Source organism: Desulfofundulus thermobenzoicus (genome assembly GCF_009428905.1).
Classification (GTDB): domain Bacteria; phylum Bacillota; class Desulfotomaculia; order Desulfotomaculales; family Desulfovirgulaceae; genus Desulfofundulus_A; species Desulfofundulus_A thermobenzoicus.
Genome location: NZ_WHYR01000044.1, coordinates 1 through 24,271 on the forward strand (window position 1 = coordinate 1; position 24,271 = coordinate 24,271).

Annotated in this window: 23 protein-coding genes; 5 read left to right on the plus strand and 18 right to left on the minus strand. The window is 59.8% G+C overall.

Features of this window, described 5'->3' with window-relative positions; translation table 11 throughout:
• Positions 1–755: glycosyltransferase (locus GFC01_RS13775; RefSeq protein ID WP_152947749.1), on the minus strand; the 755-nt coding region annotated here is incomplete at its 3' end.
• Positions 756–1,505, minus strand: coding sequence for a DUF2334 domain-containing protein (locus tag GFC01_RS13780; protein ID WP_341473995.1), 750 nt, complete (start codon positions 1,503–1,505; stop codon positions 756–758).
• A gap of 428 nt (positions 1,506–1,933) precedes the next feature.
• Here GFC01_RS13780 and GFC01_RS13785 point away from each other — a divergent pair, with 428 nt between their 5' ends.
• Positions 1,934–3,076: a glycosyltransferase family 4 protein gene (locus GFC01_RS13785; protein WP_152947751.1), complete on the plus strand. Its 1,143-nt coding sequence runs from the start codon at positions 1,934–1,936 to the stop codon at positions 3,074–3,076.
• Between the two features lie 526 nt (positions 3,077–3,602).
• Here GFC01_RS13785 and GFC01_RS13790 read toward each other — a convergent pair.
• The 9 genes from GFC01_RS13790 to GFC01_RS13830 form a co-directional block, all read right to left on the minus strand.
• Positions 3,603–4,307 (minus strand): FadR/GntR family transcriptional regulator, encoded by a 705-nt coding sequence (locus GFC01_RS13790; RefSeq protein ID WP_152947752.1) that lies wholly within the window; start codon positions 4,305–4,307, stop codon positions 3,603–3,605.
• Between the two features lie 96 nt (positions 4,308–4,403).
• Complete coding sequence (locus tag GFC01_RS13795) at positions 4,404–6,008, minus strand: DHA2 family efflux MFS transporter permease subunit (RefSeq protein ID WP_152947753.1); 1,605 nt, start codon at positions 6,006–6,008, stop codon at positions 4,404–4,406.
• Positions 6,009–6,163: 155 nt separating this feature from the next.
• A complete protein-coding gene (nadC, locus tag GFC01_RS13800) occupies positions 6,164–7,009 on the minus strand; it encodes a carboxylating nicotinate-nucleotide diphosphorylase (RefSeq protein ID WP_152947754.1) in 846 nt (281 codons plus the stop codon).
• A 72-nt stretch (positions 7,010–7,081) separates the two neighbouring features.
• Positions 7,082–8,662 (minus strand): L-aspartate oxidase, encoded by a 1,581-nt coding sequence (gene nadB / locus GFC01_RS13805; RefSeq protein ID WP_152947755.1) that lies wholly within the window; start codon positions 8,660–8,662, stop codon positions 7,082–7,084.
• An 18-nt stretch (positions 8,663–8,680) separates the two neighbouring features.
• Positions 8,681–9,604 carry a quinolinate synthase NadA gene (nadA, locus tag GFC01_RS13810; RefSeq protein ID WP_152947756.1) on the minus strand — a complete coding sequence of 308 codons (924 nt, stop codon included), beginning with the start codon at positions 9,602–9,604 and terminating at the stop codon, positions 8,681–8,683.
• 191 nt (positions 9,605–9,795) lie between these two features.
• Positions 9,796–10,179, minus strand: a complete 384-nt coding sequence (gene panD / locus GFC01_RS13815) for an aspartate 1-decarboxylase (RefSeq protein ID WP_152947757.1) — start codon at positions 10,177–10,179, stop codon at positions 9,796–9,798.
• Positions 10,180–10,274: 95 nt separating this feature from the next.
• The gene (gene panC / locus GFC01_RS13820) at positions 10,275–11,135 is read right to left on the minus strand and encodes a pantoate--beta-alanine ligase (protein WP_152947758.1); all 861 of its coding nucleotides are present in this window, start codon (positions 11,133–11,135) and stop codon (positions 10,275–10,277) included.
• A gap of 22 nt (positions 11,136–11,157) precedes the next feature.
• Positions 11,158–11,991 (minus strand): 3-methyl-2-oxobutanoate hydroxymethyltransferase, encoded by an 834-nt coding sequence (panB, locus tag GFC01_RS13825; RefSeq protein WP_341473994.1) that lies wholly within the window; start codon positions 11,989–11,991, stop codon positions 11,158–11,160.
• 243 nt (positions 11,992–12,234) lie between these two features.
• A complete protein-coding gene (locus GFC01_RS13830) occupies positions 12,235–13,131 on the minus strand; it encodes a Rossmann-like and DUF2520 domain-containing protein (RefSeq protein WP_152947759.1) in 897 nt (298 codons plus the stop codon).
• 424 nt (positions 13,132–13,555) lie between these two features.
• Here GFC01_RS13830 and GFC01_RS13835 point away from each other — a divergent pair, with 424 nt between their 5' ends.
• The 4 genes from GFC01_RS13835 to GFC01_RS13850 all read left to right on the plus strand — a co-directional run bounded on the left by GFC01_RS13835 (position 13,556) and on the right by GFC01_RS13850 (position 17,927).
• Complete coding sequence (locus GFC01_RS13835) at positions 13,556–14,878, plus strand: MFS transporter (RefSeq protein ID WP_194174959.1); 1,323 nt, start codon at positions 13,556–13,558, stop codon at positions 14,876–14,878.
• A 177-nt stretch (positions 14,879–15,055) separates the two neighbouring features.
• Entirely contained in the window at positions 15,056–16,690 is a 1,635-nt protein-coding gene (locus GFC01_RS13840) for a metal-dependent hydrolase family protein (RefSeq protein ID WP_152947761.1), read from the plus strand.
• A gap of 212 nt (positions 16,691–16,902) precedes the next feature.
• Entirely contained in the window at positions 16,903–17,340 is a 438-nt protein-coding gene (hepT, locus tag GFC01_RS13845; RefSeq protein WP_152947762.1) for a type VII toxin-antitoxin system HepT family RNase toxin, read from the plus strand.
• A gap of 149 nt (positions 17,341–17,489) precedes the next feature.
• Entirely contained in the window at positions 17,490–17,927 is a 438-nt protein-coding gene (locus GFC01_RS13850) for a nucleotidyltransferase domain-containing protein (protein ID WP_152947763.1), read from the plus strand.
• 62 nt (positions 17,928–17,989) lie between these two features.
• On the opposite strand, the gene folK is transcribed toward GFC01_RS13850, so the two are convergent.
• The 7 genes from folK to GFC01_RS13885 form a co-directional block, all read right to left on the minus strand.
• Complete coding sequence (gene folK, locus GFC01_RS13855; RefSeq protein WP_152947764.1) at positions 17,990–18,484, minus strand: 2-amino-4-hydroxy-6-hydroxymethyldihydropteridine diphosphokinase; 495 nt, start codon at positions 18,482–18,484, stop codon at positions 17,990–17,992.
• A 168-nt stretch (positions 18,485–18,652) separates the two neighbouring features.
• Positions 18,653–19,033, minus strand: a complete 381-nt coding sequence (gene folB / locus GFC01_RS13860) for a dihydroneopterin aldolase (protein ID WP_152947765.1) — start codon at positions 19,031–19,033, stop codon at positions 18,653–18,655.
• A 137-nt stretch (positions 19,034–19,170) separates the two neighbouring features.
• Complete coding sequence (folP, locus tag GFC01_RS13865) at positions 19,171–20,373, minus strand: dihydropteroate synthase (RefSeq protein WP_152947766.1); 1,203 nt, start codon at positions 20,371–20,373, stop codon at positions 19,171–19,173.
• Between the two features lie 45 nt (positions 20,374–20,418).
• Complete coding sequence (locus tag GFC01_RS13870; RefSeq protein WP_152947767.1) at positions 20,419–20,943, minus strand: HD domain-containing protein; 525 nt, start codon at positions 20,941–20,943, stop codon at positions 20,419–20,421.
• A gap of 199 nt (positions 20,944–21,142) precedes the next feature.
• Positions 21,143–21,616, minus strand: coding sequence for a DUF134 domain-containing protein (locus GFC01_RS13875; protein ID WP_152947768.1), 474 nt, complete (start codon positions 21,614–21,616; stop codon positions 21,143–21,145).
• A 330-nt stretch (positions 21,617–21,946) separates the two neighbouring features.
• Positions 21,947–23,707 carry a formate--tetrahydrofolate ligase gene (locus tag GFC01_RS13880; protein WP_152947769.1) on the minus strand — a complete coding sequence of 587 codons (1,761 nt, stop codon included), beginning with the start codon at positions 23,705–23,707 and terminating at the stop codon, positions 21,947–21,949.
• Between the two features lie 135 nt (positions 23,708–23,842).
• Positions 23,843–24,238: a thioesterase family protein gene (locus tag GFC01_RS13885; RefSeq protein ID WP_152947770.1), complete on the minus strand. Its 396-nt coding sequence runs from the start codon at positions 24,236–24,238 to the stop codon at positions 23,843–23,845.
• Positions 24,239–24,271 lie beyond the last annotated feature (33 nt).

Below are 24,271 nucleotides of genomic sequence, written 5' to 3' on the forward strand. Positions count from 1 at the left end.
CCCAAATCCCCCTCCCCCACCAGCAGCAGGTGAAAGCAGCCGGGACTTTCATCCGCCAGTATGGCAAAGGACCGCTGCAGCACGTCCAGCCCCTTCTCCCGGGCAAAACGGCCTACATACAGCAGCACCACCCGCTCCCCGGGGATACCCAGGCGCAGCCGCAGCCGCTGGGTACGCCGCCGGGGATGAAATTGCTCCAGGTCCACCCCCAGGGGTAAAACCTGCACCCCTCTCACCCCGTTAACGGCCAGGGCCGACGCAGCCGCTAATGACGGTGCCAGGGTGAGGTCCATGCGCCGATACATGGCCCGCACATAGGCAAAAGCCCCCTTTTCCAGCAGGGCGGCCGGGATTTTCCCGATTATCCTGGACATGGTGCGCACGTAGGCCCGGGGAAAATCACTGTGATAAAACCCCACCAGGCGGCAGCGGTATTTGCGCCTGGCGGCCATGGCCCAGGGAAGCAAGTAGGGGCAGCCCACCTCCATCACTTCCGGGCGAAACTGTTCCATCAGCCAGTCTATGCGCCGCAGGTTCACCATCAGCCGGTAGGGGCGGGCAAAGGGCAGTTCCGGGGACTTCACCCGGCAGAAAATGCTTCTCCCTTCCCTTTTTATCAGGTCGGCCGGACCGGGAACAATGACCAGATGTTCATCATGACGGTGCCGGGTGATATAATTAATCTTTTCATGCAGGTAGGTTTTGACCCCACCGCTTTGTTCATGGTAGAAGTTGGTTATATCACAAATCCGCATTTAACTGTCACCCCGAGCCTCTTCCAAATACTCCCCAATGGTTACCGTCCGGCGGCATTCCAACATGCGCCGGCATATTCTCCGGGCTATCTCCATAATGGCCGGGTGCCGGGCATCCGCCGGGTGCAGGACCAGGCGCACCATCTCCCGGCTACCGGCCAACCCGGCCAGCAGGGGAACGAACAGGCGTGAAAGGTTAACCCGGACAGGAGAACGGCTGCTGAAAGATACCGCCGGCACGGGATAAAAGGAACCGGTTCGCAGGTCATGAATACCGGCCAGGGTGGTGGTGAAGGCAAAAGGAAACTGTTTTAAAATTTGGTAGCTCCCTTTACTCAGCAGCCAGGCCGGGGCAATAAAACCGGCCGGCTCAATGCCGCATCCCTTTAAAATGGCCAGGCCCCGTTCAATCCGTTCCCGGGCCTCCCTTCCGGGCAGCCGGTAAAACTCTCCCTCCCCGCTGGTATACCAGCGGGACACCATGTACCGTAAAGGATTGTTTTCCCGCCGGGACTCCCGGCCTGCAGGCTCTTTATGGGTCAACCCGTGCAAAACCATCTCCCAGCCGCCGGAGGCCAGGGAATCAAGCCAGGTGACAAAGGGGGAACCGGGGATTAACGGAGAGCACCCGTGAAAATCGGGCACCACCAGGATGGTTCCCCTTGATACCCCCAGCCCGCGGATAAAATCCACCAGATATTTCATTTCTGCGGCAAAGACCGGCGAAACATCGTGAAGGGATACATTCACATACAATTACATTCCACCCGGCCGCTGAGGTTATTTCTAAAGAGCATTACCCGTGCAGGATGCCGGCTGCCGCATGAAACCGCCGGCGCTCAGGAATTCTAAAGAGCATTACCCTGGTATTCGTGTATTATTGATTCAGTAAAAGAATAACAGAGAAAGAATAAACCCTGGTTAAGGATTATCGCATTTTTTGTTAAAGATGGGTTTCTTTAATTAACAAAAACTTAGCCCGCCGATAATACCGGTTTAACCTGCCGTGAATATATTTACTTCCTGGCAAGGACAATTTTTAAGTCACGTAACGGGTTATACCGGTGAGTGCTGGGCAGCCCAATCCGACGACCGACGACTTTTCCTGAGGAGTTGCCTATGGGAACGTTTGTTCCCTCCATAAAGCATAAAAATCTATTTTTCAGGAGGTCTTTTCCTTGAAGCTGGCTATTTTTACCGACACTTACCTGCCCCAGGTAAACGGCGTGGCCAGGACGATAGCCAGAATATCCGCTTTTTTACACCGGGAAAACATCCCGCACCTGATTTTTGCCCCCGGATACGGACCCCTGCCGCCGGGCAATGAAAACGTGCATGCCTTTCCCGCCCTGGACCTGCCCCTGTACCCGGAATGCAAGATCGCCCTGCCCTCCTACCCTCAGATCCGGGAGGTCCTGCACCACTTCCAACCCGATCTTATTCACCTGGTGACGGAATTTTCCATGGGGCTCTGCGGTTTAAAGTTTGCCAGGGAACACCATCTGCCGGTGGTGGCCTCCTACACCACCAACTTTCCCCAGTACCTGGCTTATTACCGGGTGGGATTCCTGGAAAAATGGGCATGGCTGTATCTGCGCTGGTTTCACAATCAATGTCAGTTGAACTACTGCCCGTCCCAGGCCATCCAGACCATGCTGGCCAAAAAGGGCTTCCGCAACCTGACCGTCTGGGGGCGGGGCATCGATACGGAATTTTTTTCGCCGGATAAAAGGAGCAACATCTTGAAAAAACTGGCTCCGGGAAAAGATCTATTCTTCCTTTATGTGGGCCGCCTGGCGCCGGAAAAGGACCTGGACATACTCCTGAAGGCCTGGGATATGGTGGCACCGGGGCTGCCGGAAGCCGCCCTGATCATCACCGGCGACGGACCCCAGACGGAGGAATTAAAACAAAAGGCCGGCCCCGGTGTTATTTTCACCGGTTACCGGCATGGCGAGGAACTGGCCAGTATTTATGCTTCCAGTGATATTTTTGTCTTTCCCTCCACCACCGAGACCTTTGGCAATGTGGTGCTGGAAGCCATGGCCTCCGGACTGCCCGTGGTGGCCGCCGCCGCCGGCGGGGTGAAAAACCTGCTGGTGGACGGCCGGAACGCCCTGGCCTGCCGCCCCCGCAACGCCCCGGACATGGCCGCCGCCATGCTCAAGCTGGCCCGGTACGGGGAACTGCGCGCTCAAATGGGCCGCCGGGCCCGGGAATACGCCCTGGGCCGGTCCTGGGAAGCCCTGCTGCAGGCCCTGGTGGACAGCTACCGGGAAACGGCTGCCGGAGTTCACCGGCCGCTGCCCCAATACGCCTGAGCAATAGCTCCAAAATACCTGCACCCCTGGAAAGCGAGGGGCGCATTTTCCCCCCGGTCACCTGCCGCCAGGAACCAATACAGGCCGGGGTTTTTTTATCCCCCTTGCCCTTTTTGTATATTCACTTATAATAACTTCATGAACCAATAATGGTGGTGACTTATATCATGAAAAAAGTCCCAGTTCAAGTATACGTTGATCATTCTTTACACGAACAATTGCGCCTTGTGGCCAGAAGAAAAAAAAATATCCCAATCGGAACTGATTAGAAAACTCCTCTACCTGGGACTGCAAAGGGAACTTGACCAGCAGAATCCAGCCCTGGATATGGCAGGCCCGGGAACCGGTAACACACCGGACCCGGCAGAACGGCATGATCATTACCTGGTTAAACTGGAAAAGGAGTCCTGGAGAGTTTGAAAACTTTTGCTTTTGATATCCATTTCACCACCGCCGGCTTTATTCAATTACCCCGTAGTGTTTTTCCGCAAAGCAAAGAAACCCCCGGGTCCGCCCCGGGGGATATTCATATCCGCAATCCCTTTTCCACCTTGTCCAGGTGGTCGAACATGGCCCGGCGGGCGTCTTTGTCCCGCCCCTCCCTGATGGCCTGGAAAATGGCCCGGTGTTCCTTTAAAAGGCGCTGGGGAGTACCCGGGGTCATATAGAGCTGCATACGGGCCGTGCGCAGAACCCTCTGCATGGTGCCGGCAATGGTGTTCATCAGTTCCACCACCAGGGAATTATGGGTGGCTTCGGCCACGGCATAATGGAACTGCCAGTCGGCCTTTTCCCCCACTTCACCGCTGGCGATGTCCGCCTCCATCTGATTCAGTGCCTCTTCCATCTGGGCCAGTTCCTCCGGGGTGTGCCTCAGGGCGGCCAGACCCGCCGACTCCACCTCCAGGATCTTGCGCAGTTCCATGAGCTCCCCGGTGGTGTCCCGGTCCATCATTAAAACCAGGGACAGGACGCTGATAATGGCCTGGGGCTCCACCCGCCGCACATAGGTACCCCCTCCGGGACGGATCTCCACAATGCCCATGGCTTCCAGAGCACGGAAGGCCTCCCGCACCGCCGAGCGCCCCACCTGAAGTTTTTCCGCCAGCTCCTTTTCAGAAATGAGCTTGTCCCCGGGGTTCAGCACACCTTCGGCGATCAGCTGTTTGACCTGCTCGATAATTTCTTCGTATATTTTCTTTGTTTTAATGGGTTTTAAGGCCTCGTACATGGTCCATCTCCCCATCACCCTTTTCGGTTATTATAGACCATAATAACCATTATTTCAATTTCGCCGGGCAACCACCTTTTCCGCTCCATGACGGGATCAGCCGGCCGCCCGACCCGCTTCCACAGTTATACCGGAAGATGTTTGGACCTGTAAGCCCGGTGCTCCCGGCCCGGAGGCGGTTTCGGGAGCCGGCACCGGCCTGTGGCTGCGCAGGAAGAAGACCATGGGAATGGCCGCCGCCACAAAAAGGGTGGCAATCATAAAGGCGTCACCAATGGCCAGGGCGAAGGCCTCCCTTTGCACCAGCCCGGACAGGATGGCCAGCGCCCCGGCGGTGCCCTGGCCGCCTCCCCCCAGCCACCGGCCCAGTTGCTTCACAACATTCTCCGCCACCGGTGAAGAGGGGGATATCCCTTCGGCCAGCCTGGCGGCGTGAAAGACCTGCCTCTGCTGCATGATGGAGGTTAAAAGGGCAATCCCAAAGGACGCGGCAATCTGCCGGCAGACATTGCTTAATGCCGATGCTTCGCCCACCAGGCGGCGGGGCACCGTATTCATGCCGGCGGTGGTGATGGGCATGGTGGCCAGACCCATGCCCAGGGCGCGAATGATCATCAGATTGCGGATATGTTCAAAACTGCTGTTTAAATTCAGGGTATGCAGTTCCCAGGTGCCCCAGGCGGTGATGGTCAGGCCGATGGCCGCCGGCACGATGGCCCCGATGCGGTCGAACAGAAACCCGGACACGGGCATCATCAGGGCAGTGGCCAGGGCGGCCGGCATGAGCAAAAGACCCGTTTGCATAGGGGTCAGGCCCATCAGATTCTGGGTAAACAGGGGAATTAAAAAGACGCCCCCGAAAAGACCGATGGTGATCAGGCTGGCGGCCAGGGTACTCAGGGCAAAAACGGGGTTTTTGAGCACCCGCAATTCCAGCAGGGGTTGTTCGTGGGACAGTTCCACCAGCACGAAAAGGGTGAGGGCAGCAAAACCAACGGCCAGCAGGGTGACGATGTACTGGGACCCCCAGCCCTCTTTATGCGCCTCGCTCAGGGCCAGCAGCAAAGCAAAACAACCCCCGGTGGACAGGACAAACCCCCAGGGATCCAGACGGCGATCCGTGCGGCGTTCCCCATCGGGCAGCAACAAAAAGGCCATGAGCAAACCAAATACGCCCACCGGAATATTGGCGGTAAAAATAAAGCGCCAGCTCAGGTGATCGATGATATACCCGCCCATGGTGGGGCCGATGGCCGGGGCGGCAATGGCGGACACGCCCCAAACCCCCAGGGCCGTGCCTATTTTCTCCCGGGGCACCAGTTTGTAAATAATGGCCATGCTCACGGGCATGATCGCCCCGCCCCCGATGGCCTGAAATACCCGGGCGGCAATTATGGAGTTGAGATTCCAGGCCAGGCTGCAGAACAGCGATCCCACCGTAAAAATCCCCAGGGAGAAAAGATACAGCCGCCTGGTGCCCAGGTAGTCCCCCAGGAAGCCGGTCACCGGAATGACCACTCCCGAGGTGAGCATGTAGGCGGTGACCACCCATTGAATTTGATCGGTATCAGCACCGAAAATGGCCATCATTTTGGGTACGGCCACATTTACCGAACTGTTGTTCAGTATGGCCGTAAAGGCCCCCAGAACCACCACAAACAAAGGCACCCAGAAGGAGCCGTTTTCCCTTTCCCCACTCATGCATCCTTCTCCTTACCCGTATCTCTTTCCAGCATGGCCGGATAGCCGCCATCCGCCCTTGCCGGCCGGAAGGGGCTTTACTTAAAGGGATTATTAGTTCACTGAGTTAAATAATAAGCTAAAAGACGACCCCTGTAAAGGGGTTTTGTTTTTCTTTACAGGGGCTTCATTTCCCCCACATCCAGGCTGATATCCAGCGCCCGGGCCGAATGGGTGAGCGTCCCCAGGGAGATGAAATCCACCCCGGTACGGGCCACTTCCACAATGGTCTGTTCGTTTATTCCTCCCGAAGCTTCCAGCAGCGCCCGGCCGGCCGTCAGTTCCACCGCCCGGGTTAAGGAGGGTATATCCATATTGTCCAGCATGATGATGTCGGCCCCGGCGGTCAGGGCTTCTTCCAACCCGGCCAGGCTCTCCACCTCGATTTCCACCTTCATGGTGTGGGGTATACCGGCCCGGGCCAGTTCTATGGCCCGGGTAATGCTCCCGGCCACCTTTATATGGTTGTCCTTGATCAGAACGGCGTCATAAAGGCCAAAGCGGTGATTGATCCCGCCCCCCACCCGCACGGCGTACTTTTCCAGCATGCGCAGGCCGGGGGTGGTCTTGCGGGTATCCACAATCCTGGCCCGGTAGTCCCGGATCAAATCCACCATCCGGGCCGTATAGGTGGCAATCCCCGACATGCGCTGCAGGAGGTTCAGGGCCACCCGCTCGCCGCTCAAAATGGCCCGGGCCTCCCCTTCCACCCGGGCCAGGAGCTGTCCGGCCGCCACCCGGTCCCCCTCCCGCACCCGGGGTTGGAAGGAAATGTCCGGAGAAAGGCGGCGGAAGACGGCCCGGGCCACCGGCAGGCCGGCCACCACGCCGGGTTCTTTGGCGCGAATAAAGCCGATGGTGGTGTAATCGGCGGGTACAATGCAGCCGGTGGTCACATCGCCGGTGCCGATGTCTTCCTTCAGCACCCTGTCGATCAGTTCTTCCAGAACGATATTCTGCATATCGGCTCCCCCTTGAGGTAATTGAAGGTAAACCGGCCCTTTTCCATGCTTAAAAAGCAGCCCGTCCCCTTTTCAGCGGCGTAAAATGATATGTTTTTGCCAGCGGGCCCGGGGCTCCGGGTAATCCCGCCGGTAATGGCCGCCCCGGCTCTCGGTGCGCATTAAGGCCGCCTGGGCCACCAGCTGGCCTACCAGAAGCATGTTGCGGGTGATCATTTCCTCCACGCTCCCGGCGTGCCGGCCCTCCAGTTGCTCCCATTTTTCAAAGAAGGCCAGGGCTTTTTCCAGTCCCTCGGCGGTACGCATGGGACCCACATATTTACCCATGACATTTTGAATATTTTTCCGCAGTTCGGCCACATTCAATTCGCCGGACTCATCCATGGCCCGGCAGGAAAAATCGGGGCATTCCACCGGCACCGCCGGCGTGGCTTCCACCCGTTCCACAATGCGCCCGCCAAAAACCAGGCCGTCCAGCAGGGAATTGCTGGCCAGGCGGTTGGCCCCGTGCACCCCCTGGCAGGCCACCTCACCGCAGGCATAGAGCCTTTCAATGCTGGTTTCCCCGTGGAGGTTGGTTTTCACGCCCCCCATCATGTAATGGGCGGCCGGGGCCACGGGTACGGGGTCCCTGGTTATGTCCACCCCGTAGCCGGCCAGGGTGCGGCTGATGGTGGGAAAGCGCTGCCGGATCATTTCCGGGTCCAGGTGGGAAAGATCCAGAAAAACCTTGTCGGCGGCACTGCCGGCCATTTCGGCCAGGATGGCCCGCACCACCACATCCCGGGGGGCCAGTTCGGCCAGTTCGTGGTAACGGGGCATGAAGCGCTCGCCGTAACGGTTGCGCAAATAGGCCCCCTCGCCCCGCACCGCCTCGGAAATGAGAAAACGGGGCGCTCCGGGCAGGCTCAAAACCGTGGGGTGAAACTGGATGAACTCCATATCCATGACTTCGGCGCCGGCCCGGTAGGCCAGGGCAATGCCGTCGCCGGTGGCCACCTCCGGGTTGGTGCTGTGGTTGAAGAGCTGCCCGATACCACCGGTGGCCAGTACCACCGCCCGGCCGTAGAACGCTTTAAGCCGTCCTTCCCTTTGATCCAGGGCCAGCACGCCATAACACACGTTATCCCGCACCAGCAGGTCCACCGCCAGGTGGTTTTCCCGCACGTCTATGTCCCGGGCCAGCCGGGCCTGTTCCGTAAGCACCCGCTGGATTTCGGCCCCGGTGGCGTCCCCGGCCGCGTGCAAAATGCGCCGCCGGCTGTGGGCACCCTCCCGGGTGAGGGCCAGCCGTCCGTCCTCGGTGTCAAACTGCGCTCCCATGGCCATTAATTCCCGCACCCGTCCGGGCCCTTCATTAACCAGCACATTCACTGCCTCGGGATCGCAAAGCCCCGCCCCGGCCGCCAGGGTGTCCTTCAAATGCAGCGCCGGCGAATCAGAACGACCCAGGGCGGCGGCGATGCCTCCCTGGGCCCGGTCGGTGTTGCTGTCTTCCACGGTATGCTTGGTTAGCACCACCACCCGCCGGTTGTGGCGGCTGGCGGCGTGCGCAGTATACAACCCGGCAATACCACTGCCCAGGATCACATAATCCCAGTTTTCCCGGGGCAGCTGCCGGGTATCAAAGTTAACCAGGTATTTGACAGTCATATCGGGCTCTCCCTTCCGTCAGGTCACCGCCAGCATCCTTTCCAGGGAACGCAGGGCCTTCTCCCGGATATCCGCCGGCACCGTCACCCGGGGCTCCAGGGTAACCAGCGCCCGGTGCACCTTCTCCAGGGTGGTGGCCTTCATATTTGGACACAGCAATTTATCGGAAGCCGGGTAAAATTCTTTACCCGGACATTGTTTGCGGAACTGGTACAAAATACCCGTTTCGGTGCCAATGATGAATTCTTTCGCCCCGCTTTCCCGGGCATAGCGGATCATGCCCGTGGTGCTGGCCACGGCATCGGCCAGATCGATCACGTCCGGACGGCACTCCGGGTGCACCAGCACCAGGGCTTCCGGATGGGCCTCCCTGGCGGCCAGCACGTCTTCGGGTAAGAGTTTTTCATGGGTGTTGCAGTAACCTTCCCACAGATATATTTTGCGCCCCGTCTGCCGGGCCACATACCGGCCCAGGTTTTCGTCGGGGATAAAGAGTACCGGCCGGTCCTCCGGAACGGAGTTGACCACCTTCACCGCGTTGGCGCTGGTGCAGCAGATGTCGCTTTCAGCCTTGACGGCCGCCGAGGTATTCACGTAGCAGACCACCACGGCACCGGGCATTTCCCTTTTTTTAGCCCGCAATTCCTCCACGGTGACCATATCGGCCATGGGACAGCCGGCTTTGATTTCAGGTAAAAGGACGATCCTGTCGGGGGATAGGATGGCCGCGCTTTCAGCCATAAAATGAACGCCGCAGAAGACAATCACGTCGGCTTCCGTTTTGGCCGCCCTTTGGGACAGACCCAGGGAGTCACCCACAAAATCGGCCACTTCCTGCACTTCCGGACGCTGGTAGACGTGACTTAAAATAACGGCATTCCTTTCTGCTTTCAATTGTTTTATTTCCTGTGACAGCTGTTGAATTTTGTCCGGGGTGGTCATGGTTTCACTCCCTCAGAATATGCATAAGGTTATTTTAACCACCATTTTCGCCCCTTGTCAAGGACAGTTCTTAATACGAATTTAATTTTCCATAGTACCACAGATAACACTCCCGGCGAGCCACAGGGCAGGCCGGGAGCAACTTTGCATTGGTAATTCCGTCCCGCCGGGGGCCGCCCCCCGAAAAGCCATCAACCCACCTTTCCCGGGACCTCACCCCGGCGGACTTCCATCACCCGGTTCCGGCCATCCACCAGCACCACTCGCGGCGTGAAGCCCGCCGCCTCTTCCGGAGTCATCAGGGCGTAAGCGATGATAATCACCGTGTCCCCCGGCTGGACCAGCCGGGCCGCCGCCCCGTTCAGGCAGATCACCCCGGAGTGGCGGGGTCCGCTGATAACATAGGTTTCCAGGCGGGCGCCGTTATTGTTGTTCACCACCTGCACCTTTTCGTGGGGCAGGATCCCGGCCGCCTCCAGCAGGGCCTGATCAATGGTGATGCTGCCCATGTAGTTCAGATTGGCTTCGGTAACGGTAGCCCGGTGGATTTTGGACTTGAACATGGTGATGAACATGGTATTGTCCCTCCATAACACACCGGCAGTTATCCCGGCAGTGTTCAGTCAAACCGCTTTCTAGTCAAGGAATCAATTATACTGAACAACTGGATTTAAAAGAGCTTTTCCGGCCCGCCCAGAACGGTATTGTCGATTAACCGGGTACCCCCCAGGCGCACGGCCAGGGCCAGCAGGGCGGGGCCATCGAGCTTATCCACGGGTTTCAGATCCGGCAGGGAACGTATTTCCACATAATCAACCTCCGCCCCCGGCACCTGCGCCAGCTCATCCCGCACCAGGTCCGCCAACCGGCCCCCATCCCGCTCACCGGCAGCAAAAGCCCGCCGGGCGGCCTCCAGACTGCGGGGAATCACCAGGGCCGCCTGCCTTTCCGCCGGGCTAAGATAGACGTTCCGGGAGCTCATGGCCAGGCCGTCAAATTCCCGCACCGTGGGCACGGCGACAATTTCCAGGGGCATGTTCAAGTCCTGGACCATGCGGCGGATGACCAGGGCCTGCTGGGCGTCCTTCTGGCCGAAAAAGGCCTTATCCGGCTGGACGATGTTGAAAAGCTTGGTCACCACCGTGGTCACCCCCCGGAAATGCCCGGGGCGGGAAGCGCCGCACAGGCATTCCGTCAGCCCCGCCACCTCCACATGGGTGGCAAACCCCGGCGGGTACATCTCCGCCACGGAGGGGTGAAAAACGGCATCCACCCCCGCCTCCCGGGCCAGGGCCAGGTCCCGCTCCAGATCCCGGGGATAGCGGGCATAATCCTCCCGGGGGCCGAACTGCAGGGGGTTGACGAATACGCTCACCACCACCACGTCGCAGGATTCCTTTGCCCGGCGCATAAGGGTGAGGTGCCCTGCGTGGAAGTAACCCATGGTGGGCACAAACCCCACCGTCTGCCCCCGGGAGCGGGCCTGACGGACGAATTCCCTTATTTCTCCGATGGTACGGCAAAGAAGCATGGCACTCCCCCCGGATGGTTAATCAATACAACTTCTCCAGCATTTCCTCCGGCATGTCAAAGCCGTGTTCCGGCCCGGGGAAGGCGCCGCCCAGCACTTCTTCCCGGTAGGTGGTAAGCGCCCGTATAATCTCCTGGTGCAGGTTGGCGTAACGCTTGGCAAATTTAGGAGATTTGCCCATGAACATGCCCAGCAGGTCGTGGGTCACCAGCACCTGGCCGGTGCAGTGGGGACCGGCCCCGATGCCGATGGTGGCCACCTCCAGGGTTTCGGTGAGCAGTCTGGCCAGGGGTACGGGTACGCATTCCAGCACGATGGCAAAAACCCCCGCTTCCTGGAGGGCCCGGGCGTCATCCAATAGCTTTTGGGCCGCCGCTTCATCCCTTCCCTGCACTTTATAGCCGCCCATCTGGTGGATGGACTGGGGGGTGAGCCCCAGGTGGCCCATCACCGGGATGCCGGCCGCCACCATAGCCCGGACGGTGCCGGCCACCTCCCGGCCTCCTTCCAGTTTCACGGCCGCGGCACCCCCCTCCTGCAGAATGCGCCCGGCGTTGCGCAGGCTTTCTTCCCGGGAAACATGGTAGGATAAAAAGGGCATGTCGCCGATGACCATGGCCCTTTTCACCCCGCGGGTGACGGCTTTTATATGATGGACCATGTCGTCCATGGTGACCGGAATGGTGGACTCGTAGCCCAAAACGGCATTGCCCAGGGAATCCCCCACCAGAATGGCGTCGATGCCCGCCTCGTCCACCATCCTGGCCATGGGGTAATCATAGGCCGTAAGCATGGTAATCCTTTTGCCTGTTTTTTTCGCTTCCCGGAAATAGGCGGTGGTTACTTTTTGCGTCACAATTTATCCCTCCCCAGTATATTGGCCCCGCGGCAGCAATAATCAGGTACTTATCGTTGTTTCAGGCTTAAAGCCACGCAGCGGACCTTCCGGGCTCCGGCGGAAAACCGACCCTCGGGAATACGGCCGCTCCCTGCACGGGCGGTATAACCGGTCGGCGCCCGTTGTTTATGAAGATAACGAACGTTCCCATGGGCACCCTTTTAAATGTGTCACAGAACCGTCCCCTGTCACACGGACTTTTCAACAAATGTCAGCATATTTGCTGCTGTTCCGCAGCACCCGCTCCAGCTGCCGGGCCTGTTCCGCAGTAATGCTGTCCTTTTCCCGGGCCACCCGGATGGTGTAAAGACCCAGCATACGATATAATGCTTCCTCTTCGTTGCCCACCCGCTCCAGAGCCGGCAGGTGCCCCTGGATGGTGGGCACGTCCCCCCGGGCCACCGGGCCGGTGAGGGCCTCCACGGGCCCCACCCGCCGGATATTGTTGATGGTACCCTGCACCAGGGGAAAGAGCGCCTGGAAGGCCTCCCGCCGGGACAGGCCGAAGCAGCCGTACAATCCCGTGGCCAGGTGCATGAGGGACACCAGGTAATTGGAGGCTATACAGGCCGCCGCATGATAAAGGGGCTTATCCTCCGCCCGGATGGTAAAGCAGTGCCCCTGTAAATCGGCCACCACCTGCCGGGCCAGGGGCATGGCCCCCTCGTCCCCTTCCAGGGCAAAGTATGAACCCGGCAGGTTTTCCCTGGCCCCGGCCACGTCGGCAAAGGACTGCAGCGGATGGATGGATACCGCCAGGGCGCCGGCCTCCCGCACGCCCTGTAACTCCCCGGCCGGGTGGGCGCCGCTGGTGTGGGCCACCACCTGCCCGGGGCGAAAACCGCCTTTCCGGGCTATGGCGGCAGATACGGGTGCAATTTCCCTGTCCGGGGTAGTGATAAAAACCAGATCGCCCTGCACCGTTGCCTCCCAGGGATAATCACAGGCAGGGCAGCCCACGGCCTCCGCCAGCCTCCGGACCGGGGCGGGCGTCCTGCCGGCCACCGCCGCCACCGGATACCCCCGTTCCTTCAACAAAAGGGCCAGGGCACTGCCCACCTTGCCGCAACCCACCACGACAACCGCCGGTTTATTCATCGACTCCACCCCAAGCCATATTTTTTGCAGTGAGCACCGAAGCTATCATGGTTACAGCGGGTCAACCCCCGCCCGCATTTTTTCGCCCCATGGTTCAACAATAAAAAATGCCTTCCGGGCATCCCGAAAGGCATTAACTGGCATCTACCACCCCCGTCTCGGTCCATCCCGGCTCCAAGCGGTTTCCCCATATGCTGTTTTGCTGCATGGCCAAAGGTGCGGCTCCCGGCAGGATACCACCCCGTTGCAGTCATTTTAACACAGGCAGGCAGCAATGACAATAACAATTCAGTCAACAAATCAAATATAACCGCAGGGCTTTAAAAAATTACCCGGACGGCAGGGAACGGGAACCGGACACAGAAATAATTTACAGGTTAATCTCCGGGAAAACAACGACCATACTATTATGAGGAAGATACGGATGACACAGCGTGCCCATATCCCCGTGGCCACCATGTCCTTGATTCAGCTCCTGGTTTTGCTGCCGGCCTACTGCCTGCCGGCGGTACTGCCCCTGGTGGAAAGGGAGTGGGGAATCAGCCATTCCAATGCCGGGCTGATGGTGGCCGCCTTTCAGGCCGGCTATATAGCCGCGGCCCTGGTGGCCCTGCCCCTCACCGACCGCCTGGACGCCCGCTACGTCATGGCCGGGGGGGCCGTTCTGTCGGCCATCACCCACACCCTGTTCCCGCTCCTGGCCGGAGATGCCCTCTCGGGCACCTTCCTGCGGGCGCTGGCCGGTGCCGGTCTGGGAGGCATCTACATGCCCGGGGTGAAAATTATCTCCCTGGCCCCCCAATCCCGGGGCCGGGCCGTGGGTTTTTACGTTTCCTCCTACCTGCTGGGCACCTCCCTTTCCTTTGCCTTTACCGGGGCGCTGACCGCCTTCATGCCCTGGAAAGAGACCTACCTGGCCCTGGCCGGGGCCAGCTTTCCGGCGGTAATCCTTTCCCTCTGGCTGTGGCGCCGGCCGGGCGGTGCCTTTCTGCCCCGGGACCGGTGGCAGGAGATCCGGGCGGCCGGACCCGCCGGCAATCAGCAAACCGGTTCCGAACAGGGAAATGATCCGGCGGATAGATCGGGTGCGAAAACGGTACCGGTGGAAGCCCGGGGACCGGTCATACCGGCCGCCCAGCGCAACCTGGCCATGGCTTTGATCATCCTGGCCTATGCCGCCCACATGTGGGAGATGTACGGTTTGCGTTCCTGGCTGACCCCTTTTTTAACCGCCGTTTTCCAGGAACGTTACGCCCCGGCCACGTCCCTGGCCGCCACCTGCACCGCCCTGGCGGTAATGCTGGGTTCCCCGGCCACCCTGGCCGCCGGCTGGCTCTCCGACCGCTACGGGCGCACCGCCACCTCCATTGTGATCATGCTCATCAGTGCCACCTGCTCCCTGACCATAGGCTGGCTGCTGGGAGCACCCCTCTGGCTGCTGCTGCTGGTGGGTGTGGTACACAGTCTGACCGTAACGGCGGAATCGCCCATGTTTTCCACCGGCCTGGCTGAAATCGCCCCCCGGGAAAAGCTGGGCCGGATGATGGCCTGGCAAACCTTTGCCGGTTACGCCCTGGCCACCGCCGCGCCCCCCTTTTTCGGGCTGGTACTGGACCTGCATCCCGGACCGGCAGGTTGGCCCCTGGCCTTTTCCAGCCTGGGCCTGGTGGCCCTGCTGGGAATGGGATTGATGATCTACCTGCGCCGCCTGCCGGTAAGCCGGGTTATGGCCGGCGGGCTCCGGTAAAAAGCGGCAGGAACAGCTTGCCACGGGCTTGCGCCCGGCGAGGGAACATGTATCCATCCAATGAATTGGGGAAAGGCTATTGCCCTCGCGCCCCCATGCCAGAAATAGACAGGCAACTTTCGGAATAAAAAGGGCAAAAAGAGGACAGTCCCCTTTTTTAAAGACAGGTGACCTTCGTTGGCTCCCGCCAGGTTAATCACTTTACAACCCGAGCAGGTAATGATCATCCATGCCGCAGGCATTTGGCGCGGTGCGCCCCGCTCCCCCGAAAAAGAAGCGCTGGTTTGCCTGAACAACGGAACGGTGGCCGCCCTGGAGTCTGAAAAACCTGCAACCGGGGTTTGGTCCCGGGTGAAACAACTTTTCCATGGCCGGGGCGGGGACAACGGCCCCGGATCCCTGCCCGGACCGGCACAGGTGCAGGAATACGGGGTATGCCGGGAACATTACCCGGCAGAAAACGCGGAATGTCCGTTATGGCCGCCCGTCACCGGCTGGACCGTTCCCCCCATCCACCAACGGGAATCGATCAATGAAAGGACAGACTGCCGGTACACCCGCCCGGTGGACCGGCAGGGACAATATGCACCGGACCGGCCTCCGGCGATCAATTGCCCCCGTCCCTGCTTCCCCGGCCGGAAGGTATTGCTGCTGGACCTGCCCGGCTGCACCATCCTCCCCGGGCTCATCGACTGCCACGTGCACCTGGCCCTGGACGGCCGGGACTTTGCCCTGGCGCAGCAGCAGTGGTCTGAAAAGCCGGCATTATACCGCCGGGTGGCGGCTGACCTGTCCGGCACCCTGGAGCACGGCATTGTGGCCGTGCGGGACGGCGGGGACCGGGCCGGTGTGGGCCTTACCGCCCGGAAGTGGGTGATGGAAGGCACAGTGGCCGGCCCCCTGGTCAGGGCGGCGGGTTACGCCCTGCACCGGCAGGGTAAATACGGATCCTTCCTGGGGCCGGGCCTGACCCCGGCGGAACTGGAAAGGGCCGTGGATTCCCTGGCCCGCCTGGGAGTGGACCTGGTCAAGGTGCTGGTGTCCGGAATAGTCAGCTTTACGGAATACGGCCGGGTGGGGGGGCTCCAATTCTCCCTGGAAGAGCTGCGCCGCATCGTTTACCGCGCCCGATGCCACGGCCTGAAGGTAATGGCCCATGCCAGCGGGGACGAAGCGGTACGCCTGGCCGTGGAGGCCGGGGTGGACTCCATCGAACACGGTTACTTTCTCAGCGAAGAGTCTTTGTACCGGATGGCTGAAAGGGGGATCCCCTGGGTGCCCACGGTGATCCCGGTGGCGGCCCGGGGGAGGGGAAACCCGAACTTAAAGAAGGACCCGGCGGGTCGGTACGGCGCCCCTGTCAGCGGGCCGGAAGAAGATATTCCGGGAGGCGGTAACGAAACCCGGGAGAAGACCGCCCGGCAGACCCGCCCACCGGCAGGCGACCGCCCGAGCCCGTACACCCCGGCGGAAATCGCCGTTGTCACCAGGACTTACCGGCGGCAGTTGCAGATGATCAAACTGGCCCGGGAAATGGGCGTCACCCTGGGCGTGGGCACCGACGCCGGGGCCGCCGGCGTACCCCACGGCGGCAGCTACCTGCAGGAACTGCTTCTTTACCGGGAGGCCGGCCTTTCCCCGGCGGATATCCTGACGGCCGCCACGGGCAACGGGGCGGCCATCCTGGGCATGGACCACCGGCTGGGAAAAATTGAGCCGGGCCGGCCGGCCTACCTGGTGGTCGTGCAGGGGAACCCGTGGGAGGACATAAGTGCCCTGGGGCGGATGAAGTATGTAATCGGGGCGGCTTAAACCGTATACCCGGTCAGGCGGGAAACAGCTCAGTAAAAGCGCCATCACCGGCATGTGCCGCCCGGCACTCACCAGAATACTTCTATACTCCCGTTGCTTCAGAACTTTGATAGATACCGAGGGTAACCGGATCTCGCGGCGCTTAAACCAGCGGCAACTATTGATTGTAAAGGCAATATCAGGTATACTGAACCCACCGGGGGGTGAGGGCAGTGGATTTACCCGTAAACCTCAAAAAGCTGCGACAAAAGGCCGCTGATATGCGCCGTGCGCTGGCAGACCTGTCCCCCTATGCCGAAATGGCAGTGGACCAATACTTAAAAGACAGGGACCGGGTGGCCGCCAGCAAATACTATTTGCTGGTGGCCACGGAAGCGGCCATCGATATTTGCAATCACCTGGCCGCCCGGCTGGCCAAACAGGCCCCCGACAGTTATGCCGAATGCTTTGAGATTTTGGCCCAAAAAAACATTATTTCCGCACCCCTGGCCGAACGCCTGGTACGTATGGCCAGATTCCGCAACCTGCTGATTCATCAATACGGGGATGTGGACGACCGGAAGGTGCACGAGATCATCTGCTACAACCTGGATGATCTGGACCTGTATTTGACGGAAATTGCCGCCCTGCTCAAGGCAGACCTCCCATAATGTATGCAGTTATTAATACCCGAACCCCGTGCCGGGCCCACCCGGCGCAGATTTTAAAACGGGACAAATCCTTCAGTCAATGTAAAGGATATTTTACTTATTACACCGCTGGAAGTGGCATGGTTTTTTTGTGAAGGGCGGGACTGTCCGTGGATAAAAGGTTCACCCTTAATGAACATGAAAAGGCGAAAATTTCCGGGCGGCTAAAGGGGCTATTATTTAAACGGGAAGAAATCGTCTTTGCCTATCTTTTTGGCTCCTTTGTAACCGAACCCTTTTTCCGGGATATCGACATCGGGATTTACCTGCGGGAGGAAAGTATACCGCGGGAGCGGGCTTTGGACTATGAATTATCTTTGGGAGTCGAGCTGGAAGGGGAAATTCACTATCCGCTGGACGTTAAGGTTTTGAACTACGCCCCCGTACCCTTAAGCCACTCGGCCAGCGGCGGCCTGCTGCTTTTCAGCCGCAATGAAGAGCTGCGCTACGAATGGGTGGAAAGAACCTGGGACATTTACCTGGACATGGAGTATTTCCTGCGCAGCAACCTGCGGGATTTATTAATTTCGGAAAGAAAAAACGTATAATATGCAGGATGGTTCGGGGGGATAATACGGGGGACACCATACTGAATTATGATTCTCATAATTCAGTATGGTGTCCCCACAATTTCTTCCACGCCCTCCCGGCCCACGGCGGCCAGCAGCTCACTCACCTTCCCCCGGCCCGGTATGACCAGTTCCGGGGCCAGGTCGGCCAGGGGCACCAGGACAAAGGCCCGCTCGTGCATGCGGGGGTGGGGAACCACAAGATCGGGTTCATCAATGACCTGCCCGTTATAAAGGAGCAGGTCCAGGTCAATTACCCGGGGACCCCAGCGGATGTCCCGCACCCGCCCCAGGCGGTTCTCTATGTCCAGGCAGGCGGCCAGCAGCTCCGCCGGGGAAAGGGTGGTTTCCACTTCCGCCACGGTGTTCACAAACCAGTCCTGTTCCGTGTAGCCCACCGGCGCGGTGCGGTAAAAGGGGGCCACCCGCAAAAGCTTAACCCCCGGCACCCGGCCCAGCAGTTCCAGGGCAGCTTTAATGTTGCCCCTTTTGTCCCCCATGTTCGACCCCAGGCCGGTGTAGGCTATAACTTCCATCTTAAGCCCCCCAATATGGAACATTACCAATCCCATAAGCCATGGTTTTTTTCACCGCTTCTTGTCCACTGGATAACTGACCGGAGGATAAATGCCGGTTCAGCTCATCCGGGGAACAGCGGCGCCGGACGCCGGGTAAGGAGTACCGGCTAAAAAACGGACATGCCCTCAGCGCCGGCGACGCACCTCCACCGCCATATGCTCAAAGCGGCCGGGCACCGGGGCGGCGGGTTTCTTCACCCGCACCAGCACCTCGGCCACGGGAAATTCCTTTAAAACGGCCGCGGCCACCCTTTCCGCCACCGCCTCAATCAGGCGGCAGGGTGGGCCGGTGACCACTTCCTCCACCACCCGGAAAACCCGGGCGTAATCTATCGTGCTCTCCGGGTCGTCCGACCGCCCGGCCGGGGCCAGATCCAGAAACAGCTCCACATCTACCACGAAGGGCTGGCCCAGTCTTTGCTCCTCGGGCAGGACACCGTGGTAACCGTAAAACTCCATATCCTTTAAAATGATCCTGTCCACCGGCTCATTACCCCTGTAAACCATATTCAAAAGGCCTGCTACAGTAACAGGCCCGGTTGATACTATGAAGGGAAATGTGGTGAATGCACAGCTCGTTAAGTTAAAACGGCTTTTGCCAGCATCAATGCCAGGCCCCCCCTGCGGTCAACGGGGAACGGGCTCTAATAATTGTCCCTTTTGCCCCGGCGCACCATGGCGTCGGTCATGCGGGCCACCCGCACCATTTCCTTCACATCGTGCACCCGCACGATGTCCACCCCGGCGGCAATGCCAATGGCCACCGTGGCCGCGGTGCCCTCCACCCGCTGGTCGACGGGTAGGTTTAACGTTTTGGCAATCAACGACTTGCGGGAAGTGCCCAGCAAAACGGGCAGGCCCAGGCAGTCCAGTTCCCGCAGCCGGAACATCACTTCCAGGTTTTGCTCCAGGGTCTTGCCAAAGCCGATGCCCGGGTCGATGATTATTTTATCCCGGCAGACCCCGGCCTCTTCGGCCATGGCTATGCTTTCCCGGAAAAAGCGGATCATATCCCCCATCAGGTCCCGGTATTCCGTCCCCTGCTGGTTGTGCATCAGGATCAGCGGCGCGTCGTACCGGGCGGCCACCGCCGCCATCTCCGGGTCGGCCCTTAAAGCCCACTGGTCGTTGATGATGTGGGCACCTGCTTCCATGGCCCGCCGGGCCACCTCTGCCTTGGTGGTATCCACGGAGATGGGCACGGGGATTTCCCCCGCCAGCTTCTCCAGCACCGGGGTAACCCGCCGCAGCTCCTCCTCCACCGGAATGGGGGTATAGCCGGGCCGGGTGGATTCGCCGCCCAGGTCGATGATATCCGCCCCGTCTTCCACCATCTGCCGGGCATGTTCCAGGGCCCGGGAGGGATCGTTAAACCGCCCCCCGTCGGAAAAGGAATCCGGGGTAACGTTGAGAATACCCATCACCAGGGTGCGCTCGCCCAGCACCAGTTCCCTGCCCCGGCAGTCCAACCGGAAAACACGGCGTCCCTCCAGATTCTGCAATACCCGGCGGATTTCTTCCGCCAGGGCGGGCAAACCGAAGGGCTGCATTTTCAACTTGGCCAGCAGGCCTTCAAACTGTTTTAATGTACCCATGAGCAAAACGTCGGTACGATTCACCCGGTGCTCCACCACGCCCCGGGCCACGGCGGCCTCCCCGCCCCTGGCCAGCATTTCCTGCTTCAGGATATTGGCCTGGATGGGGGTTAAGCCGCTGACTTTTAAGACCCGGTGCACCGCCTTGGGAGCCATCAGCCGGCAGCCGGCCCGGTCCGCCCCCACGGCGGCAATCTCGGCCAGGGCCTGAGCCCGGTTTTTTATCTCCACGTTACGCACCTGTACAGTCAAGGTTCCCACTCCCTATAAAAACAAAAAAGTCAATAACCGGGTACGTTAATAGATGAGCACTTCCCGGGCCGTTTCCATATGCTCCACCTTGTAACAGTCGGAACGGGCGGCACAAAAGGCGCAGGGACGGGCCAGGTCGTCGGCCCGGCATAGAAATCGTCCCAGAAGCCCTCCTTCGGGTTCTCCCCTGCGGTGGGCGGCAATGGCCCGGACGATCACAGTAATTTCCTGGGGCGCAAAACCGGCCCGTTCCAGAACCGGCCGGGCCAGGCGGGCGCCCGCCAGGGCGTGATCTTCACCGTGGTCGTACTGCTGCCACCGGCCCATATCGTGCAGCAGACCGGCGGCATAAACCACTTCTCTGGCCGCCTGACGATTTTTCAAGCGGTACCGGCGGATAAAATCAGCCAGTTGATTGCTTTCCACCAGCAAAATATAGCTGATCCGGGCCACGTCCAGCATATGCTGAAAGTCGTGGCGGCAGAAGGGCCTGTCCACTTCCCGGGTTGCATTCTGCGCAAGACAAAAGCGGTAAAAATCATCCGCCAGAATTCTTCCCACCCGCTGCATCTTACCCACCCCATTTGAAAGAAAAGACAGCGAATAAGGCCCTGACGATTACGGACGGAAAAAGGCCCCGGCGTAAACCGGAACACTCCGGTTTTTCCCCGCTTAAACACCGCACCCGCCGGCAGGCGGGAAAAGTCCCGGCGCCACCGACAAAAATAAGGGAAATTAAAACCCGTAACTGGAAGTAAAACAAAACTCTTTATACCTGCTCCTGGCCCTGACGCTTTTGCCAGCGCTGGCAGCCAAAGACCCTGCCTTCTTCATCAATGCGGTAAAAGTCGGCGCTGCCGCAGTTGGGGCAGACCATCTCGGACCCCCGGGGACCCTCGCCGCAGGGCAGTTCCCACTCGTGACCGCAGCGATCACAGTGAAAACGGCGCATAACCACCTGGAAGTTGCCCCCTTCCACCCGGATGGCCTTGCCGTTGACCAGCGCCTCGGCCACCTTGGAACGGGCGGCGCTTAAGATCCGGTGGTAGGTGGGGCGGGAAACCCCCATCTTTTCCGCGCAGGCCTCCTGCTCCAGGCCCAGAAGGTCCTTCAAGCGAATGGCCTCCAGTTCTTCCACGGTCAGGCCCACCTCCTCCAGATCCCGCAGGGGAACCCCCGCCGGCTTGAAAAAGGTCAGCCGGGGCAGAAACTCTACCCGCCGGCATTTTGGCGGTCTGGACATGACAAACACTCCTTAACTAAAAAATTTGTTCGGAAAACCCTGGCCCCGCACCGGGCCGGCCAGGCTACTCTGCCTGAAAAATAGTGGCTATTCGATATCAAGATTATAAAGGCAGCCTGAACAAATGTCAATTTGCATAATCCGGATTGTTCATTCCGGGAGCCGTGCAGTTTGCCATTTTGCACTTTTACCGAACCGCCGTAAGAATAACCCGCAGGGAATAAAACACCCCGGGTTTCCCCGGGGTGCAGAGCATGATCCCCTTTTCGTGCAAAACAACCCGCCACCCGTCTTTCCGGACGGGTAAAGGGCATTTTTCATCCAGTTCTGCTAGAACAGGCCCAGCACTTTGCCGGTCTCTACGTCCACGTCTACCCTGCGGTAGGCCGGGTCGGAACTGGTGCCGGGCATCAGGCTGATGGTACCGGTCATGGGGCAGAGGAATTTGGCCCCGGCATAGACCAGCACGTCGCGCACCGGCAGGATCCAGCCCTTGGGCACGCCCTTCAGGTTGGGGTCGTGGGTCAAGCTCAGGTGGGTCTTCACCATCATGGTGGCAAAATCGGCGTAGGCCGGATCGGATTCAAACCGCTTGGCCTTGGCTTCCGCTTCGGGGGTCCAGGAAACGCCGTCGGCACCGTATACTTCTTTGGCAATGATTTCCACCCGCTGCCGCAGAGGCATTTCCAGCGGGTAGAGGAACTTGAAGTCCACCGAGTCATTGCAGGCATCGATAACCGCATCGGCCAGTTCCAGAGCGCCTTCGCCGCCCTTGAGCCAGTGCTGGGAAACGGCGCAGCGGGCGCCGGCCTGCTCGGCATACCGCTTGACCATGGCAATTTCTTCCTTGGTGTCGGTGTAGAAGGAGTTGATGCAGACCACCGGGTTGATACCGGCCTTGCGCACGGTGGCGATATGGTGCAGCAGGTTGGGGATACCCTTTTCCAGAAGCTCCAGGTTCTCCCTGGTATACTCGTCGGGCAGGGGCCGGCCGGGCACCACTTTGGGGCCGCCGCCGTGCATCTTCAGCGCCCGGATGGTGGCCGTCACCACGGAGACGTTGGGCACCAGACCGCTCAAACGACACTTCACGTTCCAGAACTTCTCGAAGCCGATGTCGGCACCGAATCCGCTCTCCGTCACATGGTAGTCGAACATCTTCAGGCCGATGCGGTCGGCAATGATGGAGGACTGGCCGATGGCGATGTTGGCGAAGGGACCGGCGTGCACCAGCACCGGCTGATACTCCACCGTGCTCATCAGGGTGGGGTTAATGGTATTGCGCATCCAGGCGCACATGGCCCCGGCCACTTCCAGATCGGAGGTGGTCACCGGGTTGCCCTTCTTGTCGTAGGCCACAATGATGCGGCCCAGTCTTTCCCGCAAATCTTTTAAATCGGTGGCCACGGCCAGGATGGCCATCAGCTCGGAGCTCACGGCAATGCCGAACTTGGACTGCATCATGTAGCCGTCCATGCGGCCGCCGATGCCGATGATAATGTTGCGCAGGGCCTGGGCGCAGAAGTCGATGACCCAGCCCATTTCCACCCGGGTGGGGTCGATATCCAGGCGGCGCAGGTTGCGCTTGGCCAGCTCGGCGTCGTCGTAGTTGCGCTCGTGCTGCATGCGGGCGGTAAGGGCCACCATGGCCAGGTTGTGGGCGTTCATGATGTCGTTGAGGTCGCCGGTCAGGCCCAGGGAAAACTCGGTCATGGGAATGGCCAGGGCGTTGCCGCCGCCGGCGGCCGTACCCTTGATGTTCATGGTGGGACCGCCGGAGGGCTGCCGGATGGCCGCGCCCACATTCATGCCCCGCTTGCCCAGGCCTTCCACCAGACCCATGGTGGTGGTGGTTTTACCTTCGCCCAGGGGAGTGGGGGTGATGGCGGTAACTTCGATAAATTTTCCGTTGGGCCTGTCCTTGAGACGCTCGATAATTTTCATGAAGTCGAGCTTGCAGATGCGGCCGTAGGGGATGACCTCATCCTTTTCCAATCCCAGCTTCTCCACCCATTCTGCCGGGGTGGGCATATTCTTTTCCGCCAGTTCAGCTATTTCAAAGTCTTTTAACTTGGTGGCATCGTAGGCCATTTTTCAGTATCCTCTCCTTTCAGAATTTAAAATCTGCCCGGTTATTTTTCTGCGGTTCCTCTTCGTCGAAAGACTCTCCTCCCCCCTTGTTTCTTTAGAAAATATTTGCTGCAAGCCTTCCGGCTATACGCCTGATTATTTTTTTGTTTTCCCGGCCGCCCGGGACAGAAAACGATCCACCGTGACAATATAGCGCACATGGGTGCCGCGACCGATAATCTCGCATTCATCGCAGGCCTCCACCCGGAAGACCAGCCGCCTGCCGTCGATCTCCACCAGCTCCGAGCGGGCGGTGACCCGCATGCCCACAGGGGTGGCGGCCAGGTGTTCCACATCCACCCTGACACCCACCGTGGTCTGGCCGGCCGGAAGCCTGGGGTCCACCGAAGAAAGGGCCGCCTTTTCCATCAGGCCGATCATGGCCGGCGTGGCAAAAACCCTCACCGAACCGCTCCCGTAGGCCACCGCCGTATTTTCCTCGGTGACCGGAATGGTGGCCTCCCCTTTTAATCCCACTGCCAGGGAACCCATAATTTTCACTCCTCATGGATAATTTCGTTATCT

Excerpts from the sequence above, each read along its gene's own strand:
- GFC01_RS13790 (WP_152947752.1), bottom strand. The coding sequence starts at position 4,307 with ATGTACGAGGCCTTAAAACCCATTAAAACAAAGAAAATATACGAAGAA.
- GFC01_RS13795 (WP_152947753.1), bottom strand. The coding sequence starts at position 6,008 with ATGAGTGGGGAAAGGGAAAACGGCTCCTTCTGGGTGCCTTTGTTTGTG.
- nadC (WP_152947754.1), bottom strand. The coding sequence starts at position 7,009 with ATGCAGAATATCGTTCTGGAAGAACTGATCGACAGGGTGCTGAAGGAA.
- nadB (WP_152947755.1), bottom strand. The coding sequence starts at position 8,662 with ATGACTGTCAAATACCTGGTTAACTTTGATACCCGGCAGCTGCCCCGG.
- nadA (WP_152947756.1), bottom strand. The coding sequence starts at position 9,604 with ATGACCACCCCGGACAAAATTCAACAGCTGTCACAGGAAATAAAACAA.
- panD (WP_152947757.1), bottom strand. The coding sequence starts at position 10,179 with ATGTTCATCACCATGTTCAAGTCCAAAATCCACCGGGCTACCGTTACC.
- panC (WP_152947758.1), bottom strand. The coding sequence starts at position 11,135 with ATGCTTCTTTGCCGTACCATCGGAGAAATAAGGGAATTCGTCCGTCAG.
- GFC01_RS13830 (WP_152947759.1), bottom strand. The coding sequence starts at position 13,131 with ATGAATAAACCGGCGGTTGTCGTGGTGGGTTGCGGCAAGGTGGGCAGT.
- GFC01_RS13835 (WP_194174959.1), top strand. The coding sequence starts at position 13,556 with ATGACACAGCGTGCCCATATCCCCGTGGCCACCATGTCCTTGATTCAG.
- folK (WP_152947764.1), bottom strand. The coding sequence starts at position 18,484 with ATGGAAGTTATAGCCTACACCGGCCTGGGGTCGAACATGGGGGACAAA.
- folB (WP_152947765.1), bottom strand. The coding sequence starts at position 19,033 with ATGGTTTACAGGGGTAATGAGCCGGTGGACAGGATCATTTTAAAGGAT.
- GFC01_RS13870 (WP_152947767.1), bottom strand. The coding sequence starts at position 20,943 with ATGCAGCGGGTGGGAAGAATTCTGGCGGATGATTTTTACCGCTTTTGT.
- GFC01_RS13875 (WP_152947768.1), bottom strand. The coding sequence starts at position 21,616 with ATGTCCAGACCGCCAAAATGCCGGCGGGTAGAGTTTCTGCCCCGGCTG.
- GFC01_RS13880 (WP_152947769.1), bottom strand. The coding sequence starts at position 23,707 with ATGGCCTACGATGCCACCAAGTTAAAAGACTTTGAAATAGCTGAACTG.
- GFC01_RS13885 (WP_152947770.1), bottom strand. The coding sequence starts at position 24,238 with ATGGGTTCCCTGGCAGTGGGATTAAAAGGGGAGGCCACCATTCCGGTC.